Below are 17,816 nucleotides of genomic sequence, written 5' to 3'. Positions count from 1 at the left end.
GTAAATTAAATTAAATTTATTGAGTTAGGATAGCTAGCTAGACAAAATAAATTCTTTTTTACTTGAGAAGATTATCAAATCTAAAATTACTCAATTTATGTTGTAAGGAAAATTTTGTAATTAAAATATTGTAATTAGAATTTTGTAATTAAAATAAACATACTATTATCATTTCGTTTATGACTCATATAGAAAATAGACTCAACAAGAATACAAATTATTCAATGTATATACCAAATTAGTACATACTAAATTAAATCAGCAATAAGACTTGAAATAATAGTTTATTAATAGGGATAAATTAGCCATTCAAGTCTATAAAAAGTAAAATAATAAAGCGGTATTTATAAAGTTAACAATACTCTTATGTGTAGATGAGAAATTTATTTTATTTAGGTAATTTTTGGAATATAAAGTTACTTTAAATAGAGGATTTACATAATTTTTATATATTTTTGCTTATCTTACGTACTAAAAACGGTAGATATTAGCGTACATACGGTAGCAATTAGTCAGACAAGTAAACAATCTCTCTTGTTTATATATTGCATTGCGAAAAATAAACTCACATCTCTTATTAATTAACATATAACTGCTAGCATAAGATATTAAATATTTAAAATCTGGAGATATATTAAAAATTGTATGTAATTTGTATGAAATTTTAATAAAAAATTGCAGATAAATTAAAATCAGAGAAAACATTTCTAAGCGTTTTCATTGGCTTTACGTTATTTATGTAGGTTTATAAGCTTGCAGCACCATCATTTTTATAGTAAAAACAATAAACAAAACTCAAAAGCATCAACATTACTAAATAACTTAACATCTAACAAGTGTTTGGGGTGCGAATCTGATTGATAAAGCAACTTCTAGTCCTCAATATATAATTTTAGGAAATAATTTCAGGAAGTAATTTCAGGAAAATTTTCGTTAAATGCATCATATGTAACAGATATCCATGTATATTTGCTGTAGGCAATAGTTTGAGCATGTAATATTTAGAAAACTACAGGTTCAAGTTAAGCCCATTTAAAAAATAAAGAATGTAGTTTATTATTTTTTGAAAGTAGCGAAGTTATAGAATGAAAATCATCTACGAAAAATTGATGCAAAATAAATACTTCAAAGATAATTGTGAATTTATCTACAGCAAACTACTCACATACCAGTTCTATTAACTAGTTTTTGTATATGTTTGCTGCTTATTATATTTACTCAGTATTTAATTGTTCTCACAGAATTATGCAGCATCGAAAACAGTTAAAATGTCATACACACAAATTCGATAATTAACACCGCTTAGAATAAGCGATACCCATGAATCAACTAAGCAATGGTTTCACTCTATTTCTTAGTCTACTAGTAGAGGCAATCCCATTTTTATTACTGGGAGTGTTACTTTCTAGTTTGCTGCTTTTTTTTGTAGATGAGCGTAAACTAGCAGAAAAATTGCCTAAAAATCCCTTACTTGGTGCTTTAGTAGGTTCTTTAGTAGGCTTTCTGTTTCCAGTATGTGAATGTGGTAACGTACCTGTTGCTCGCCGCTTAATAATGCAGGGAGCTCCGACACCAGTAGCAATTGGCTTTTTGCTTGCAGCTCCAACTATCAACCCAATTGTTATTTGGGCTACTTGGACAGCATTTCGCGATCAGCCAGAAATAGTAGTATTAAGAGTTATACTTTCACTATTAATTGCCACAATAATTGGTTTTACATTTAGTTTTCAAAAGGATTTAAAACCTATTGTTCAACCAGCATTAGCGCGTTACTTAAAGTATAATCCACCACCGCAATCTCTAAAGAAAGGTACAGCAGAAAAAACTCCGGAAAAACAACAAAGCATGACACCTTCTTTGTTACAACCAGGTACTTATATCCTTGGTGGTAAATCTGGAAGTACCATCCCAATGGACTCTATTCAAGTTGGTATGAATGTGACACCAAGTTCCAAAGAGATCCGAGCGCAAAAATGGCAGCAAGTAATAGATAATACAATTCAGGAATTTCGAGAGTTAGGAGCAGTACTGATTTTGGGAAGTGCAATTGCTGCAGCAATTCAAGTGCTAGCACCCCGTTCGTTAATTTTAAGTTTGGGTAGTGGGCCGATTAGTTCTATTGTGACAATGCTAATATTAGCTACAGTAGTATCAATTTGTTCCACAGTAGATTCATTTTTCGCATTATCATTTGCCTCTACATTTACCACTGGTTCTTTATTAGCATTTCTAGTGTTTGGTCCAATGATTGACCTTAAGGGTATAGGTTTAATGCTTTCTATTTTTAAACCTCGAGCAGTATTTTATCTCTTTGCTTTAGCTGCACAGTTGACATTTTTGCTTACTCTCTACATTAACTTACACTTACTATAAAAATGCCACGATAAATGATGAGAAAATGTATTTTAGTCCAGGAATTTTATGTATTTTATAACTTTTATTAAATGGGCTAAAAAACTTGTTTCTATTCTTTTATTGGGCTTAGCTAACAATAATTTTGAGATTATTTTTGGATAAATACCTATACTTTAGTCAGACTTTTTATATGATTGTTGCGTGCAAAAAAATTCCGATTTGATATCAAGTTTTGATGTAATTTTTTGATGTAAATTTATAATTTATGCTGTATCATCAACCCTAAAATTTGATATTTAAAGTTTAAACTTCAGTTAATAATTAATAATTTCTTGACTTAAACTTCTCCCTGGAAATTATCAACGACAATTATCCATGAAAAGAATCAACATTCGCAAATTTAAGATATCACAAGTTTTGAACAGTTTGAATCCCTGGGTAGATGTTATGGCAATTCTAGCCTGGGGAGTTGTAATGTTACACTATCGCTTTAGCGGTAAGTTATATTTGCTAATTCATCCTAATTATTTTGAATTAGTTACTGGTAGTGGAATCGTTTTAAGTATTATCGGCATTATCCGATTTCTTGAAGTAAAAAAGTCGAAGTTAAGCAATCCTTCTCCTAATACTCAACATGTAACTTTATTTCCTCCTGGTTTAGGTAGTAGATTATTATTATTTACAGCAATTTTAGGCTTAGTAGTAACACCCCGCGTTTTTGCTAGTGATAAAGCTTTAAAAACTGATACTGCGGATTTACTATCAAGCACGCGGGTTCAACCCCAGGAGTTTCGCCGTACTACAGTTAATTCAGAGGATAGAACTCTTGTAGACTGGGTACGCACTCTTAAAGTTTATCCAGAACCAGATAAATATTCTGGACAAAAAGCTAGAGTGAAAGGTTTTGTGATGCACTCAGAGGATATTGGAGAGGAATATTTCTTTTTAGCAAGATTTGTGCTGACCTGCTGCGCTGCTGATGCTTATCCCATTGGTTTACCGGTGAAACTTGAAGGAAATCGTCAAAAGTATCCACCTGATAGTTGGGTGGAAGTAGAAGGAAAAATGATTACACAAAAAATTGCAGGAAAACGTCAACTTACTATTGCTGCTAAGTCAGTTAAGAAAATTGAACGACCAAAGAACCCTTATAGTTATTAATTAAATTTAATCGGTATCAATTTTCAAATTGATATAACTTTTCCAAAAAATAATCAAACAGTTAATAATCTATTTTTAGAGATTAATCAATAATCTTTCTGCCAAAATAGAGATTGCATTGTATACACAAACAATTAATTCTTACTGCTTAATTTCAGATTTTCAATTGATTAATTACCAATTACCAATTACCAATTACCTACCAATAATAAATAACCAATGAAAATGGTTACTAAGAAAGGATCTCTATTACCAATAGACCGGGTTGCGATCGCTTTAATGTTATTGCTGAGTATAATAATACTTCTAGTTGTTTCTCAAGGAAATGTTGTAGCTGCTCGCGTACGTGACTTTACATGGCAACATCAATTAATCCCAGAGAAAGATATATCATTAATAGATAATAATTTGGCTAATGATAACATCAAAATAAGTAAAGACCATACATCTTTTAGTATGACCTTTACCCGTCCCATGAATGTAAAAAGTGTTGAGAAAAACTTAAAAATCGATCCACCACTGGCAGGTAAAATAAGTTGGGCGGGGAGAAGAATGGTTTATACACTGTTTACTCCTGCTCCTTATGGTGCCAATTACACATTAAGTTTGGAAGGTGCACGGGATAGAATTAGCACTAAAGAAGCAGAAAAAAATACAATAAAACCATTTAAAACCAGTTTTAAAACTCGCGATCGAATTATTCTCTACATTGGATCGGACAAAGAAGAAAAAGGGCGTTTAATTCTTTACAACTTAACCAAAGAAGAAAAGAAAATTCTGACATCTAAAGATTTAGTTGTAATTGACTTTGAACCATTCCCAGATGGCGATAAAATTTTATTCTCTGCAATTCCGTCCAGAACTCAAGATTTACTAGCAGCAAAAATTTATACTGTCACCACTGGCATACCAACTGTTTTTTCTAGGAAAACAGCTGCACCCGGAAAAGTTAATCTAATTATTGATAATAAAAAGTATCAAAACTTGAAGTTTGACCTTTCTCCTGATGGGACAAAACTTGTTATTCAAAGAGCGAGTAGGAGTAAAACAGGGGATTTCGGCTTATGGTTTATGGATGTTAATCGAAATGAAAAAAGTCTCCAGGAAATAGAAACTTCACCAGGAGGAGATTTTATGATTACTCCAGACAGTAAAGCTGTAGCGATCGCTCAAGGTAAGGGAACAGCAATTTTACCTCTACAAAAGGATTCCACTACACCTTTAGATTTTTTCCCACAATTTGGGTTAGTTAAAGCTTTCTCCAGAGACGGTTCCAAAGCTGCAATGGTAAAATTTAATACAGACTTTACAAGGGATTTATTTCTGGTTACCAATCAGGGTGAAGAACAGCAACTATTGCGTACCGACGGTAGAATTCTAGAATGTCAGTTTGATACGGCTTCCCCAACTCTCTATTGTTTGCTTACCCAGTTATTATCTGGAGAACTTTATCAAGAGCAACCATATTTAGTTGCAATTAATTTAAAAACCTCGAACCAGAAGCCTTTACTGGTTTTTCCTGCTGAACAAAGAAATTTAGAAATCAGTTTATCGCCAGATGGTTTGGGTTTGTTGTTGGATCAAACTGTACCAGAGACTAATACAAGTGTCACATCCAACGAAAATTCAATCCAAACTAGAACTGGTAGTGCAATTACTAGTAGTAGTTTATGGTTAATGCCGTTATTACCAGTCAGTGATCCTAACGATACAACGAAGACTCAACCCCAGAAGCTCCCCTTGCTCGGATTTCATCCACGTTGGTTACCTTAATCTCAAGCAAGCAACATGTAAAAACATTAATATTTTAACCAAAATATCCCAACCAAAAATCTAGCAGAATATTAATTATCGACTACCAATTACCAATAAAACAACACCCCAACAAGATACTCTTTGTTTAGGGTGTGCTTATTAGTGACGTGAATAAAATTTAAGGGTTGGTAATGAAGCGAACTAGATTCACGATAGTACCCAATGGACCAGCAACCAGACGGAATGGGTCAGTAACTTTGGCTAATCCGGAGCGTCGCACTAAAACAACATCATTGTTACGGAGAATGGGATTAGTCTTCTCATTAATTCCAGCAGATAAATCAATTTTAATTTTCCGCTTGGTGACACTACCGTTGGGGTTGAGACGAACTAGTTCAACCCTACCCCTTTTAGCTCTAGCGTCATTAAATCCACCTGCAGCCAAAATCGCTTGATTTAATGGAGTGTTAGGTCGAAGGTTTGTTGCTCCCGGACTTTTAACCTCACCAACAACACTAACTTGAATTTGTGATGCAGCTAAAGTACTAGTTGCTAACTGAGTTGCTTCCGCAGGGTTAATTTCAGTTGCTGTGGGAAAAACAATGGTATCACCATCTTGAAGAAGAAGATCCTGACTAATATCTCCGCTAGCTAGTAGCTGCCAAAGATTAAGATTTATAACTTGCTCTTTACCAGTTCTTGTTAATCTTCGGATTTTGACATCCCGAATGTTTGCTTGTGGGGTAACTCCACCTGCAAGTTGAAGTGCGCGCATAATTGTTGGTTGTCCTGTAACCCCAGGTGCACCGGTGGGATTGTTTTGTCCTCCTTGTGTTGCACCGGAAGTTACCAAATATGAACCAGGACGAACTACCTCACCGATTACGGCTACGTTACGAGGTCTGCTAGGATCTGCTGCAAAGTTAGCAGCTGCCAGATTACGTGCTTCTGCAAGATCTATGCTAGTGGCTGTGGGAACATGAATTCTATCCCCATCGCGTAAGGTAATATCAGATGGTGCTAAACCTTTTTGGATCAAGTCTTTCAAGTTAAGGTTAACAGTCTGCGTTCTGTTATTTCCGAGACGACGAGTTACCCGCACTTTAGCCATATCACCACTTGCAGTTACGCCTTGCGCTGTTTGCAGTGCTGCTAGTACTGTTGGATATTGTACGCCAGGGTTGTCACCAGCTCCACCTTGCAAACTTAAGGTGTAAGCTCCGGGGCTAGTTACCTCACCGGAAACTAAAACATTGATGGGACGAGGAGATAAAAGATTAACTGATATTATTGGGCGCTTGAGAAAAACCCTATATCTTTCCGCAATTAAATCTGCTGCTTGTTCTGTAGTTAAACCTTGGATTGGTACGCTACCAATTAAAGGTAAGTTTATGGCTCCACCAGGAGGGATTTGATATTGACCACTATATTCTTGAACTTCTAGTACATTTACAGCTATGCGATCGCCGCCTCCCAAAGTATAAGTGTTATCTAGTTGTGCAGCTGTAGGGGTGGGATTAGTTGGTTCCTGGGCGAGACTTACAGATGGTAAAGCAGTTCCTACAGAAATAAGAAAAGCAAAACCTGCAACTGGTTGAGAGATTCTTTTTAACAATTTTGTATTATACATTTTTACCTGTTACCGAGCTGTATGATGTACTATTTGAACATTCTAGTGTGGACTATACTTACGTATATCAAGTTCCTCGCCATTCTTATCTTCTTAAGAAGATAGTATTTCTCAGGAAGTAGTGCGTTTATTAAACTTGAAATTTTATTAAATTTATCTTGAAGACTACATAAGCTTTAAACATATCAAATTATATTTTATGGTGGCAGAATTTACATTTATAAGCAATAAGAAATAGATTAAGTTATGGGAAGATAATGAAGAATTATAATTAATAAATAATAAATCGTTTAAAATTGTCAAGTAATTATTTTGCAATCTTTAAAAATAAAGTTAACCACCAACGATTCAGGTTATTCTATTTATATATGTTGTAGAATTTATCCAAGTTGTCGATGCTCCCAATTATTTCTTCGTGGAAATAGTAATTATCTGTTGATAGTGAACAATAATGATACATACAAATCATGAAAAATATCAGGTAGAATAATCAACTTATAAACAGTAAAAATATTTAAAAACCTGATATTGTCTTGATTATTTGCATAAATATGAATATAGAAGATTTACATTTATCCTATCCTTAATTTGGATGTTTTAAATAAACTAAAAATATTTATTGTGAATATATTTATTGTGAATTATATATTAGGTCAAGCAAAAATAGAGTTAGGAACTCAAATATAGCTTATTGTGAGTATATAGATGTTTAGTTTTTTATTAACAAGATGATGAGATATGCTAGTTAATATGAACTAATTACAATTATGATTGTTAATTGTGAACTCTAAATAGAAGGATTCTACTAATAAAAAGCATTTAACTATTTAGGGTAAGTGTTTCTACATATCTGTAAATAATAGGCTATGATTGCGAGTCAATTATTTTCTGAGAGTCTTTAATAGGAATTTCAAATTTTCTAAGCAGATGTTTAGCTTGTCCTTGCTTGTTTTACCATAGCAATTAATGTATGGTGGGCATCTTCGGAATCAACTAAGTTATGGTCAAATTCAATACGTAGGGGTAAAGTCTCCTCGCTAACTTGCACTGTTAAGTCCATACCCACAGAATCAATTTTTAACATTTCAGCTTTTGTTGCATTTGCTACGCCACCAAAATGTTGAGCATACAATAGTACAGCATTTGCATGGTCTTCATTCATGTGTTTGCAAATACGGGAACTGACCTCATGAGAAAATTCAGCAGACATAATTTTTTCTGATGATTAAATTTAGCTGACTCTAAACATTACTCAGTTAAGCATAATTTCGAGGTAAAAGTGATTCTAAATTTGGCATAGCGTAATCTTTTCACATGCAAACCAGTAGGTCATAAGAGATCTACTGTTAATTTAGTCTCCATTAACTCACTTTGTTTATGGATTCCAGTATCCAGTCAAGCTCTCAAAAACTCTCGCATGTACTGATTGACCAATGTTGGTTGTTCTTGTTGTACCCAGTGACTGCAGTTAGGAATATATTTAATTTTAAAATCTCTGACATAAGCTTCTGTACCATAGGTTAGCTCTTTACCTAAAAATTTATCTTCTTCTCCCCAAATCATTAGTGTTGGTACTGCTACAATATCCCAATTTTTATTAATTAATTGAGGGATAAAAAAATTACGATAATAATTCAACATTGCTCTTAAAGCACCTGGCTTTGCTACTGCTTGTTTATAAGCTTTGAGATCTTTTAGGGTAAAAATACTTTTACCAAGAGCTATTCCTGCAAACATTTGCTCGATCCAATTATAGTTTGCATACTGCAACAATAATTCAGGTAAAAATGGTATTTGAAAGAAGAAGATATACCAGCTTTTTTGAAGTTGTTTCCAAGTTCTAAAACTTCGAATCAATTTTAATGGATGAGGCAAATTTAAAATAATTAATTTTTCTACAGTCTCGGGATAAATATCGACAAAATTCCAAGCAATAATTCCACCCCAATCATGAGCTACTAATACGCATTTTTCGTATCCTAAGCCTTGGATAACTCCTTTTACATCTTGGATAAATTCATTCATCACATACGCTGACTTCTCTTTAGGTTTATCACTATCGTTGTATCCCCGTAAATCAATAGCTACGACTTGATAATCCCGAGCAAATTCTGGAATTTGATGTCGCCATGAATACCAGTACTCAGGAAATCCATGCAACATTAACATTAGAGGACCATTACCTTGAGTGACGTAATGTAGTTTGATGTTATTAGTGGTGATATATTCGTGCTTCCAAGAGTTTTCAGTCATTGATATATTATGTGGAAAAATAAAATTACTTGAAAAGTATAGCTAAAGTATTTATTGAAAAGATACTTTGATACATAAAAAATGACTGAAATAGGAATTCGCGGTGTATGGCTTACTAACACTGATAGCAGCGTTTTATTTTCTCGAGAGAATATAGTTGAAGCCATAGAATTTCTGGCAAAAATGGGGTTTAATGTAGTCTTTCCTGTGGTCTGGAATAAAGCTGCTACTCTTTATCCATCCAAAGTAATGCAACAAACTTTTGGCTGGGAAATTGACTCTAGATATCAGGGACGTGACCCTTTAGCAGAAATAGTTAATGCAGCTCGTGAGGTAAATATTAAAGTTATTCCTTGGTTTGAATATGGTTTTGCCAGTTCTTATAATTTGAATGGTGGTAAATTGATTCAGAAAAAACCACAATGGGGTGCTTGCGATCGTCGAGGTAATCTACTTAAAAAAAATGGTTTTGAATGGCTTAATGCTTTAAATGCAGAAGTACAAGATTTTATTTTAAGTTTGATTTTAGAAGTTGCCAGAAACTACGATATTGATGGTATTCAAGGAGACGATCGCTTACCTGCATTACCCTGTGAAGGTGGTTATGATTCCATGACAGTACAGCTTTACCATGAACAGTTTGGTACAAATCCACCGTCCAATCCCAAAGATAAAAAATGGTTACAATGGCGAGCTGATATTCTGACTGAGTTTTTATCTCGTTTATATCGAGAAATAAAATCCGTAAATTCTCATTTGCTAGTTTCAATGGCTCCCAGCATATATAATTGGGGATTTCAAGAATATTTACAAGATTCTGAAACTTGGCTAAAAAAAGAAGTGGTTGATATTATCCATCCACAGCTTTACCGTAGAGATTTTATTGCTTATAAATGTGCGATCGATAAATTATTAGCTCAGCAATTTAGAGGTAAAAACAAATTAAAGTTAGCCCCAGGAATTTTAATGAAAGTGGGTTCTTATTTAATTAGTTCGGAAAATCTAATTAAAATGATTGAATATAACCGTTCTTGTGGAGTTTCAGGGGAAGTTTTCTTTTTCTATGAAGGTTTGCGAAAAAATAATAACGCTCTAGCTCAAGTATTATATTCCCATGGCTACTCTAAAACAGCTAGATTTCCAACCCTTAATGAACTGAGAGATAATCAAACTAAGCATAATGTAGGGAATAAAAGCATCAAATTGTTTAAATTCTGGAAAAATATCTTTTAAATGTGCGGCAGATAAAAGTGTTGTAAACTATTAGAAATAATATATCTATTGATTATAGTAGTTAATTACTATCTTTGTTTAAATAAATACAAGTAAATACAATTTTTAGTAAATGCAACTTGAATACCAATCCCAGATTCAAAAAGTCATATCCACTTTAAAAGAGGATTTACCAACACTTTTTGAACGAGATATTTCCTATGATATCTACACCCAAGATATTTATTTTCAAGATCCAATAAATAAATACACAGGCAAATTTCAATATAGAATTGTCTATTGGACTCTCAGATTTCATGCAAAAGCATTCTTCAAAAAAATTAATTTTGACTTGCATGATGTCCATCAATCAACTGAAGATACGATTGTCGCAAAATGGACGGTCCGTGGAAACTTAAGATTTCCTTGGAAAGCAGAAATACTTTTTGATGGTTACTCGAATTATAAGCTTACTCCTGAAGCTTTGATATTTGAACATATCGATACTTGGGAAAGTAAGCCAAAGGAGATTTTGCGACAGTTTTTACCTAAAAATAGTTAGCGTTAGCTTGCATGGGCAAATATCAGCTGTATATAAGTTAAAGAATTAATATTTAGTTTTTCTAAAAATAAGTTTTTTGGAAAAAACTATTTACATATAGCGCTACGCGCAAGTAAAAAGTAAAAAGTTTACTATACATAGGTTTTAGTATTCATAGATGTCCTAACCTAATTACGTAGTACTATATCATTTAGTTTTGTAACATATTGTTGTAAACTCTTGTCCAATTTACAAAGGCATAATTTTTAATAAAAAATTGAATATTTTGTGATATTCAAAATATTAATATACATTAAGATCTCATTTACTGATGGTGTTTCGTATTTTAGGTTTAAATCCATTTTTAGGAAATTTAGTAGTAACAGTATTAACATTTATTTATGTTTTTGGTTTAGTCGGACTGCTAAATTTTTGCGTTACAAGGTTTGCATTACCAACAGATATTAGTCGTAAAATAACCCATATCGGTGCTGGGTCGATAATTGGATTTTTGTTTTTCTATGATGATTCCCACTGGTCTAAGTATTTAAATGTAGCTATTTTTGTTGTTTGGATATTTTTACTCACCTTTAAGGGATTGTTTGCAGATGAAGATGATGAAGCTGTTAAAACAATGACTCGTAATGGCGATCGGAGCGAATTACTAAAAGGTCCACTTTATTTTGTCATTGTGGCGACTATTTGTGGGACCTTTTTTTATAAAACTATTCCAGGGATTCTAGCAATGTCAATTCTTGGTTGGGGTGATGGTATAGCACCAATTATTGGAGCGAGATATGGAAGGTTGAAGTATAAAATTCTCAGCGATAAAAGCTTAGAAGGAAGTTTATCAATGTTGATTTTTGCTTTTGCTGCGAGCATATTTTTTGTATGGTTAATCTTACCAAATCAACTAGATATAATCCAAATTTTGATTGTGAGTATTGTTGCAACTCTTGCAGAAGCTTTAAGTCCTAAAGAAGTCGATAATATTTTGATCCCGATAGTTGTTATATCTATGTATTTTCTAATGATAAACCTATCTATTTTGTTGGTTTAGAGTTCATCTTTAATTATAAGAATTAATAGTAGAGCTTAACATTTAATTGCTAATTAAAACTTCCAATAAACTACTTCCAATGTAAATATAGCCTGCAACCACCACAGTTGCACTTAAAATTAAAGATAATAAAAAATGGGCGTACCTAATTTTAGTTAAGCCAACAGCATAACTTACGATATCCTGCGATAATGGCATAATAAATGTTATATATAAAATACTGTGCCGACTTTTGAGTCTAGAAATAAATTTATCCAACTCTTCTAAATTTTTTTTGCCTAAAAGACGACACACTACCGGGCGACCAAATTTTTTTGAGATCCAAAAGTTAATACTGCATCCAATAATTAAAGCAATAAAACTGAGTATAAAAGCAAATTCTTTACCAAATAATGCACCCCCAGCAATAAACAGTGAACTACCACTTAAGGGAGCTAATATCAGACTAATTATACATAGGACAACAAACAAAATTGGAGCCCAATTACCTGTATTTTCTATCCATATTTGAGCCTTTTCTAAACCTATAAATTTTAATCCAAAGGTCATCAAAATATAGATAATGAATACAAATATAATTGCGAATAAGATTTTTTTAAGTTAGTTTTTGTGATTAATCTGAATTTTCTTTTTCTTTTTCTTTTAAATTTAAGATTCATCCACGTGGAGTTATTATCTATGTTAGCAATAACCAAGTAATATCAAAATTGTAAAGTTAATACCATTATAAAGTGATTTATACTAGACTTAGTATGTAATTTTAATTACTATTCAACTGAGATTATATTAATTTTATTTATTTCACCAAAGCTGTTTAAAGGTAAAAATTTGGAGTGTTGGAGCGACTAATATTTATTTATTTGTAGACAATTTCTTCTGTTCTTTTGATTTTTAGGGAACCATCGATTCATATCTTCTAATAAGACCTTCCCTGATTTTTCACATTTATAGAGAGATATTTGACGAAGGTTCCCCAGCTTGTATCAGATATTACTTCTGCTTGTTTGTGGTGACATTTATACCACCTCATATCCCACAACTAACCGTTCCGGTATGGTTGGGGAATTAGACGTTTTTGTTAATCATTGATAACTGTTAACTGTTCTCAGAAGCGCGTCCAAATAAAATAGTCAGATTTTTAAGGCGATCGCTCAACTCCTCATTTAAAGCCTCAGCGTAATAACGCCATTCCCAATTACCTTCACCTCGAGAAGGAATATTCATACGCGCTTGGGTCGATAAACCCAAAATATCTTGTAAGGGAATAATCGCTTGATTCGCAACAGAACTTAAAGCAAGGCGAATTAAATCCCAATTAATCCCATCAGGACTAATACTCCCTAAATAAAGCCATAGGTTACGTTTTTCCCAATCTGAAGCCGTATTGTACCACCCAATAGTTGTGTCATTATCATGAGTTCCGGTATAAATCACACAATTTTGGGGTACATTAAAAGGTAAATAAGGATTAGCAGGATCGGAACCAAAAGCAAACTGTAAAACTTTCATTCCCGGAAAATCAAATTTATCCCTTAACGCAAGTACCTCCGGCGTTATTGTTCCTAAATCTTCTGCAAGTACTGGTAATTTACCTAACTTTTGCCGGATCGTTTCAAATAATTCATCCCCTGGAGCTTTGACCCATTCTCCATTAACCGCAGTCTCTTCACCTTGGGGTATAGACCAAAAAGCTTCAAATCCTCGGAAATGGTCGATGCGAATAATATCTACATAATCGAGCATCGCCTCAAAGCGCTTTAACCACCAATGAAAATCCTGTTCTTGCAAAGCTTCCCAATTGTAAACAGGGTTACCCCATAATTGTCCAGTTGCACTGAAGTAATCAGGTGGAACCCCAGCCATTTCTGCTGCTTCCCCCGTTTCCTCATCCAAACAAAAAATCTCTCGATTTGCCCAAACATCAGCACTATCATGTGCTACATAAATTGGAATATCACCAATAATATTGACACCGCGTTCATTTGCATAGGTTTTGAGTTCCGACCATTGGCGGAAAAATTCATATTGAACAAACTTGTAATAAAAGATGTTTTCAGATAATTCTTCTTGGGCTTTTTGAATCGCTTCTGGCTCATGACGAGCAATTTCTGCTTCCCAAGTACGCCAGCTAGAGTCTTCATTACGATCCTTTAGTGCCATAAATAAGGCAAAATCATCCAACCAGTAAGCCTTATTACTACAAAAATCTGCAAATTCTTGATTCTTTTCTGGCGAAGCATGATGTTTAAAATTATTACAAGCTTTTTGTAATAAAGGAATTTTAGTATCTATAACTAGCTGATAATCTACTCTATCCCCAGGGAATGCTGGTAAATGGTCAAAATCTTCCTCTGCTAACAAATCCTCATCTTTCAATTTTTCGGGACTTATTAGTAAAGGGTTACCAGCGATGGCAGAATAGCACATATAGGGCGAATTACCATAACCTGTTGGTCCTAAAGGTAAAATCTGCCAGTATTGTTGATTACTTTGTTGTAGAAAATCAATGAAGCGATAAGCATCTGCACCCAAGTCACCAATACCGAAACGACTAGGAAAGCAGGTTGGGTGAAGTAAAATTCCACTAGATCTAGGAAAAGGCATAAATAAATCTAAGCTATAAGACTGTTAGATAAGAACGACACATCAACCGAATTTATCATAAGAGAGAGATATTTATTTACTTTAAACTACGAATTTAGAACCGTTGATTTTAAGCAGTTAATTTGGCAGTTAATTAAAGAATTAATTTTGATTCAACATTTTTAATTGTCTACACTATTTAGTGCACGTGGTGAAAATTTGCTACAAGTTCACACATTGTAACTACATATTAGTAAGAACATTATGTTTTGGTCTCAAGACAAAAGGAAAAAGAGATGGGTGTAGAAAAAATTTTGCGACTGCGATAAATTATGGGACATGACTGATGCAACATAGCTTATGAGATATAGATTGTGAAATACAGATTAATAGGACAGAAAACATAAGTTATGAATTATCGCAACCCAATTCCCACTGTCGATATTATTATTGAACTCACCGATCGACCACATCGACCAATAATTTTAATTGAAAGACAAAATTCACCATTTGGTTGGGCAATACCGGGTGGTTTTGTAGATTATGGCGAGCAAGTAGAAGTCGCTGCACGTCGAGAAGCTTTAGAAGAAACTAGTCTAGAAGTGGAGCTAATCGAACAATTTCTGGTGTATTCCAATCCAGAACGCGATCGTCGCAAACATACCATAAGTATAGTTTTTATCGCCACTGCAAAAGGTGAAGCAAAAGCTGGTGATGATGCAAAAAACTTAGGTATTTTTGAACCTTGGCAAGTACCAACAAACTTGTGTTTCGATCACGACCGAATTTTGCATGATTATTTGCTTTACCGAAATAATAGGATAAGACCAAGGTTAGGATAATTAATTTTTTGCTTTTATTGATTTCTTTGATTGATTGATTTTGATTTTTTGGGTCTTCTCTAACTTTTTGCCTCAATGAATGCGATTATATGAACTCGATACCTTTCTATAAAATTAGTACTACAACTTCTATAGGATACATCACAATCAACTATATAGAGTATTGGTAATCGCAAGAAAAAATATTAATAAATATTGGGTAGGAATGTGAACAAATATTAGGTAAAGTATACTAATACAAAGGAAAAAAATGGATAAAGAAATTATTCGCACGCCCAACGCACCAGCACCTGTTGGACCCTATAATCAAGCGATCGCTGTCGCGGGGAAAATGCTATTTGTTGCTGGACAAATCCCCCTCAATCCTGCTACAGGAGAAATAGTCGGTCTGGATGATGTATCAACTCAGACGCAGCAGGTAATGGAAAATCTTAAAGCAATTTTAGAAGCTTCCGGAGCTAATTTTCATAATGTTGTCAAAACTGGTGTATTTTTGGCAAATATGAATGATTTTGCTGCTGTAAATACTGTTTATGCGAAATATTTTGACGAAGAAACTGCACCTGCTCGTGCTTGCGTTGAAGTTTCGCGTTTACCAAAAGATGTTTTAGTCGAAATCGAATGTATTGCAGTCATTTGAGGAATTGACTACACCACTTCAATGACAGCCAAAATGCTATCAAAGAAAATGTGAAAAACCAAATAGTTGCCATTTTGGCAGCAAATTTGTAGACATAAACTGATATAAACTAAATTATAGATTTTTATTTAAAACCTTCTAAGCTAAATTCAAAGTCTGATGTATCACTTTGAACTCATAAGCGAAGAAGGATTTTTGTATTTACTTTTCTTTGTGTTTACTGTTAAAAAAATATCTCTATGGTTGCTGCTATTTTTGTCGGAACATCATTGATGAAAAATCGTATATCTGGAGAACTTTAAGATAACGGATTTGAAATGCAAAAATTTTTATACTAAATAATAAAGTTATTTTTATACCGATAAATTATAAAATTTATATAGATGGGTTTGCTTTGTTGTGGTTATGTATTTCATACATAAAATATCTAAGTTCGTAGTGTATCCAAAGATATATGTTGGCATTTGTATATTTCAGAATTTTTGTATATTTCAGAATTGCTTCTAGGTAAACCGTCTTTGTAATTCTGTTGCTCAATAGCATACTTATGCTGTTTTTGCTAATTCATTGTAAACATTGTGCTAAAAGCAACTTACTAAGTTAGTCTTTTCAATCAAGGAAAAATCGATGCTAAAAGCTGTTCGCGATTTCAGAACTCCATCAGTTGAACGCTTACTTAAACTTTGGCAACAGCGCTATACCCACGACCTATCACCTTTATTACAGAGAAATATTTTAGACTACAATTCATTAATTGATGCAGATTCACCAGAGGGTCGAAACCTAACAGTAAAAAAATTACAAGACAAAATTTTGAATGCAAACTGTCAAACCGGGTGGATGTACACAGAAAAACTTTATGACTATATCCCGAATGTCTTAGATATCAATGAAGCAAGTCGAATTACTGAATTTTCTTTTCGGATTTATCGTAAGTTATTGGGAATTTACGAGAAGCAATCTCTAGTGAATTATTCATCAGGTTTAGAACCACCTCCAGAAAAAAGATTGACATGTGTTGGTATTCCAGAAATTGATAGTTTGGCATATTCTTTAGAGCCAATACTATTGATATATCAAGAACAGCACATTGCATCTGGAGATTGGCGATGCCTGGGTTTTATGACTACCCATTTGAATTTTACTAACCAGTTAATTTTGAAGGAATTGGAAGCGTCAGAAAAATTACTAATAAGTCCCTATTTAAAATTTTTGGAAGAACACGTTGTTATGCCTTGGCATCGGGTTTGTGTTGCTGCTGCTAAACATGAAATAAATACCCCGCAGCTAAATCTTTTAGAAAAAATCCTACCTGCTGCGCCACAAATTGCCAAGTCTGTTTATCGTAAATTAATAGAATTACTACCAGACATTCGTAGTCGTAGAGGAACTTTAACTGAAGTTGGTGTGATCCACTCTAGCTTGAGAGATCTAAATATGTTTCAAGCTTACATACTACTTTGCTGTTTAGAATCAAGTCTCAAATCCATAGAAAGAGAACTACTTCCTTTGTGTATCGCGGTGGTTGAAGCTGTGGGTATAGATTGGAAATTAACTGAAAAATGGTGTGATGTTTTAGCCTCAGAGTTAGAAAACTACGTCACTCCTGAAGAGAAAGTTTTGTTGGAACCCTATACACAAGGAATGAAAGCATTATTTTTGAGAAAACGATATAGCCTTGGTTTTAGAGGAGAAAGTAAAAGTGCTCCCGTAAGCTTTAATTTATCTTTTACTCCCTAAATGCGATCGCCATAACTCCCACATAAATTTGAGCGTTATAAATT

At 33.6% G+C, this 17,816-nt stretch carries 14 protein-coding genes; 9 read left to right on the top strand and 5 right to left on the bottom strand.

Annotation, left to right across the window (positions count from 1 at the left end; genetic code table 11):
* The first annotated feature begins 1,320 nt into the window (after nucleotides 1-1,320).
* From QNJ50_RS06080 to QNJ50_RS06070, 3 genes are all read left to right on the top strand, one after another.
* Nucleotides 1,321-2,373, top strand: a complete 1,053-nt coding sequence (locus tag QNJ50_RS06080) for a permease (RefSeq protein WP_300633203.1) — start codon at nucleotides 1,321-1,323, stop codon at nucleotides 2,371-2,373.
* A gap of 429 nt (nucleotides 2,374-2,802) precedes the next feature.
* Complete coding sequence (locus tag QNJ50_RS06075) at nucleotides 2,803-3,516, top strand: TIGR03943 family protein (RefSeq protein ID WP_300633202.1); 714 nt, start codon at nucleotides 2,803-2,805, stop codon at nucleotides 3,514-3,516.
* Between the two features lie 225 nt (nucleotides 3,517-3,741).
* Nucleotides 3,742-5,289 (top strand): hypothetical protein, encoded by a 1,548-nt coding sequence (locus QNJ50_RS06070; RefSeq protein WP_300633200.1) that lies wholly within the window; start codon nucleotides 3,742-3,744, stop codon nucleotides 5,287-5,289.
* Between the two features lie 160 nt (nucleotides 5,290-5,449).
* On the opposite strand, the gene QNJ50_RS06065 is transcribed toward QNJ50_RS06070, so the two are convergent.
* From QNJ50_RS06065 to QNJ50_RS06055, 3 genes are all read right to left on the bottom strand, one after another.
* Nucleotides 5,450-6,901: an SLBB domain-containing protein gene (locus QNJ50_RS06065; RefSeq protein ID WP_300633198.1), complete on the bottom strand. Its 1,452-nt coding sequence runs from the start codon at nucleotides 6,899-6,901 to the stop codon at nucleotides 5,450-5,452.
* Nucleotides 6,902-7,832: 931 nt separating this feature from the next.
* Nucleotides 7,833-8,111 carry a DUF2470 domain-containing protein gene (locus QNJ50_RS06060; protein WP_027841465.1) on the bottom strand — a complete coding sequence of 93 codons (279 nt, stop codon included), beginning with the start codon at nucleotides 8,109-8,111 and terminating at the stop codon, nucleotides 7,833-7,835.
* Between the two features lie 185 nt (nucleotides 8,112-8,296).
* Nucleotides 8,297-9,160, bottom strand: coding sequence for an alpha/beta hydrolase (locus QNJ50_RS06055; protein ID WP_300633214.1), 864 nt, complete (start codon nucleotides 9,158-9,160; stop codon nucleotides 8,297-8,299).
* Between the two features lie 75 nt (nucleotides 9,161-9,235).
* Between QNJ50_RS06055 and QNJ50_RS06050 the strand changes: the two genes are divergently transcribed.
* The 3 genes from QNJ50_RS06050 to QNJ50_RS06040 all read left to right on the top strand — a co-directional run bounded on the left by QNJ50_RS06050 (nucleotide 9,236) and on the right by QNJ50_RS06040 (nucleotide 11,967).
* Nucleotides 9,236-10,387: a family 10 glycosylhydrolase gene (locus QNJ50_RS06050; RefSeq protein WP_300633194.1), complete on the top strand. Its 1,152-nt coding sequence runs from the start codon at nucleotides 9,236-9,238 to the stop codon at nucleotides 10,385-10,387.
* Between the two features lie 112 nt (nucleotides 10,388-10,499).
* Nucleotides 10,500-10,928, top strand: coding sequence for a DUF2358 domain-containing protein (locus tag QNJ50_RS06045; RefSeq protein WP_300633193.1), 429 nt, complete (start codon nucleotides 10,500-10,502; stop codon nucleotides 10,926-10,928).
* Between the two features lie 310 nt (nucleotides 10,929-11,238).
* Nucleotides 11,239-11,967, top strand: a complete 729-nt coding sequence (locus QNJ50_RS06040; protein ID WP_300633191.1) for a phosphatidate cytidylyltransferase — start codon at nucleotides 11,239-11,241, stop codon at nucleotides 11,965-11,967.
* A gap of 42 nt (nucleotides 11,968-12,009) precedes the next feature.
* On the opposite strand, the gene QNJ50_RS06035 is transcribed toward QNJ50_RS06040, so the two are convergent.
* Together QNJ50_RS06035 and malQ are read right to left on the bottom strand one after the other, a co-directional pair.
* Nucleotides 12,010-12,516, bottom strand: coding sequence for a VTT domain-containing protein (locus QNJ50_RS06035; protein ID WP_300633189.1), 507 nt, complete (start codon nucleotides 12,514-12,516; stop codon nucleotides 12,010-12,012).
* A 546-nt stretch (nucleotides 12,517-13,062) separates the two neighbouring features.
* On the bottom strand, nucleotides 13,063-14,571 hold the full coding sequence (malQ, locus tag QNJ50_RS06030; RefSeq protein WP_300633187.1) for a 4-alpha-glucanotransferase: 1,509 nt from the start codon (nucleotides 14,569-14,571) through the stop codon (nucleotides 13,063-13,065).
* 389 nt (nucleotides 14,572-14,960) lie between these two features.
* On the opposite strand from malQ, the gene QNJ50_RS06025 reads away from it, so the two are divergent.
* From QNJ50_RS06025 to QNJ50_RS06015, 3 genes are all read left to right on the top strand, one after another.
* On the top strand, nucleotides 14,961-15,392 hold the full coding sequence (locus QNJ50_RS06025) for an NUDIX hydrolase (protein WP_300633185.1): 432 nt from the start codon (nucleotides 14,961-14,963) through the stop codon (nucleotides 15,390-15,392).
* Between the two features lie 250 nt (nucleotides 15,393-15,642).
* Nucleotides 15,643-16,032, top strand: coding sequence for a RidA family protein (locus tag QNJ50_RS06020; protein ID WP_300633183.1), 390 nt, complete (start codon nucleotides 15,643-15,645; stop codon nucleotides 16,030-16,032).
* A gap of 627 nt (nucleotides 16,033-16,659) precedes the next feature.
* A complete protein-coding gene (locus QNJ50_RS06015; RefSeq protein WP_300633181.1) occupies nucleotides 16,660-17,772 on the top strand; it encodes a hypothetical protein in 1,113 nt (370 codons plus the stop codon).
* Nucleotides 17,773-17,816: the final 44 nt, after the last annotated feature.

Origin of the sequence: Mastigocoleus sp. MO_188.B34, assembly GCF_030065675.1 — a bacterium.
GTDB lineage: Bacteria > Cyanobacteriota > Cyanobacteriia > Cyanobacteriales > Nostocaceae > Mastigocoleus.
Note: the sequence above shows the minus strand (reverse complement) of the source record. Positions and strands in the feature narration are given on the sequence as shown.

Coding starts and splice junctions, on each gene's coding strand:
- QNJ50_RS06045 (WP_300633193.1), top strand. CDS start 10,500: ATGCAACTTGAATACCAATCCCAGATTCAAAAAGTCATATCCACTTTA.
- QNJ50_RS06040 (WP_300633191.1), top strand. CDS start 11,239: ATGGTGTTTCGTATTTTAGGTTTAAATCCATTTTTAGGAAATTTAGTA.
- QNJ50_RS06065 (WP_300633198.1), bottom strand. CDS start 6,901: ATGTATAATACAAAATTGTTAAAAAGAATCTCTCAACCAGTTGCAGGT.
- QNJ50_RS06015 (WP_300633181.1), top strand. CDS start 16,660: ATGCTAAAAGCTGTTCGCGATTTCAGAACTCCATCAGTTGAACGCTTA.
- QNJ50_RS06035 (WP_300633189.1), bottom strand. CDS start 12,516: ATGACCTTTGGATTAAAATTTATAGGTTTAGAAAAGGCTCAAATATGG.
- QNJ50_RS06075 (WP_300633202.1), top strand. CDS start 2,803: ATGGCAATTCTAGCCTGGGGAGTTGTAATGTTACACTATCGCTTTAGC.
- QNJ50_RS06080 (WP_300633203.1), top strand. CDS start 1,321: ATGAATCAACTAAGCAATGGTTTCACTCTATTTCTTAGTCTACTAGTA.
- QNJ50_RS06025 (WP_300633185.1), top strand. CDS start 14,961: ATGAATTATCGCAACCCAATTCCCACTGTCGATATTATTATTGAACTC.
- malQ (WP_300633187.1), bottom strand. CDS start 14,571: ATGCCTTTTCCTAGATCTAGTGGAATTTTACTTCACCCAACCTGCTTT.
- QNJ50_RS06050 (WP_300633194.1), top strand. CDS start 9,236: ATGACTGAAATAGGAATTCGCGGTGTATGGCTTACTAACACTGATAGC.
- QNJ50_RS06060 (WP_027841465.1), bottom strand. CDS start 8,111: ATGTCTGCTGAATTTTCTCATGAGGTCAGTTCCCGTATTTGCAAACAC.
- QNJ50_RS06070 (WP_300633200.1), top strand. CDS start 3,742: ATGGTTACTAAGAAAGGATCTCTATTACCAATAGACCGGGTTGCGATC.
- QNJ50_RS06020 (WP_300633183.1), top strand. CDS start 15,643: ATGGATAAAGAAATTATTCGCACGCCCAACGCACCAGCACCTGTTGGA.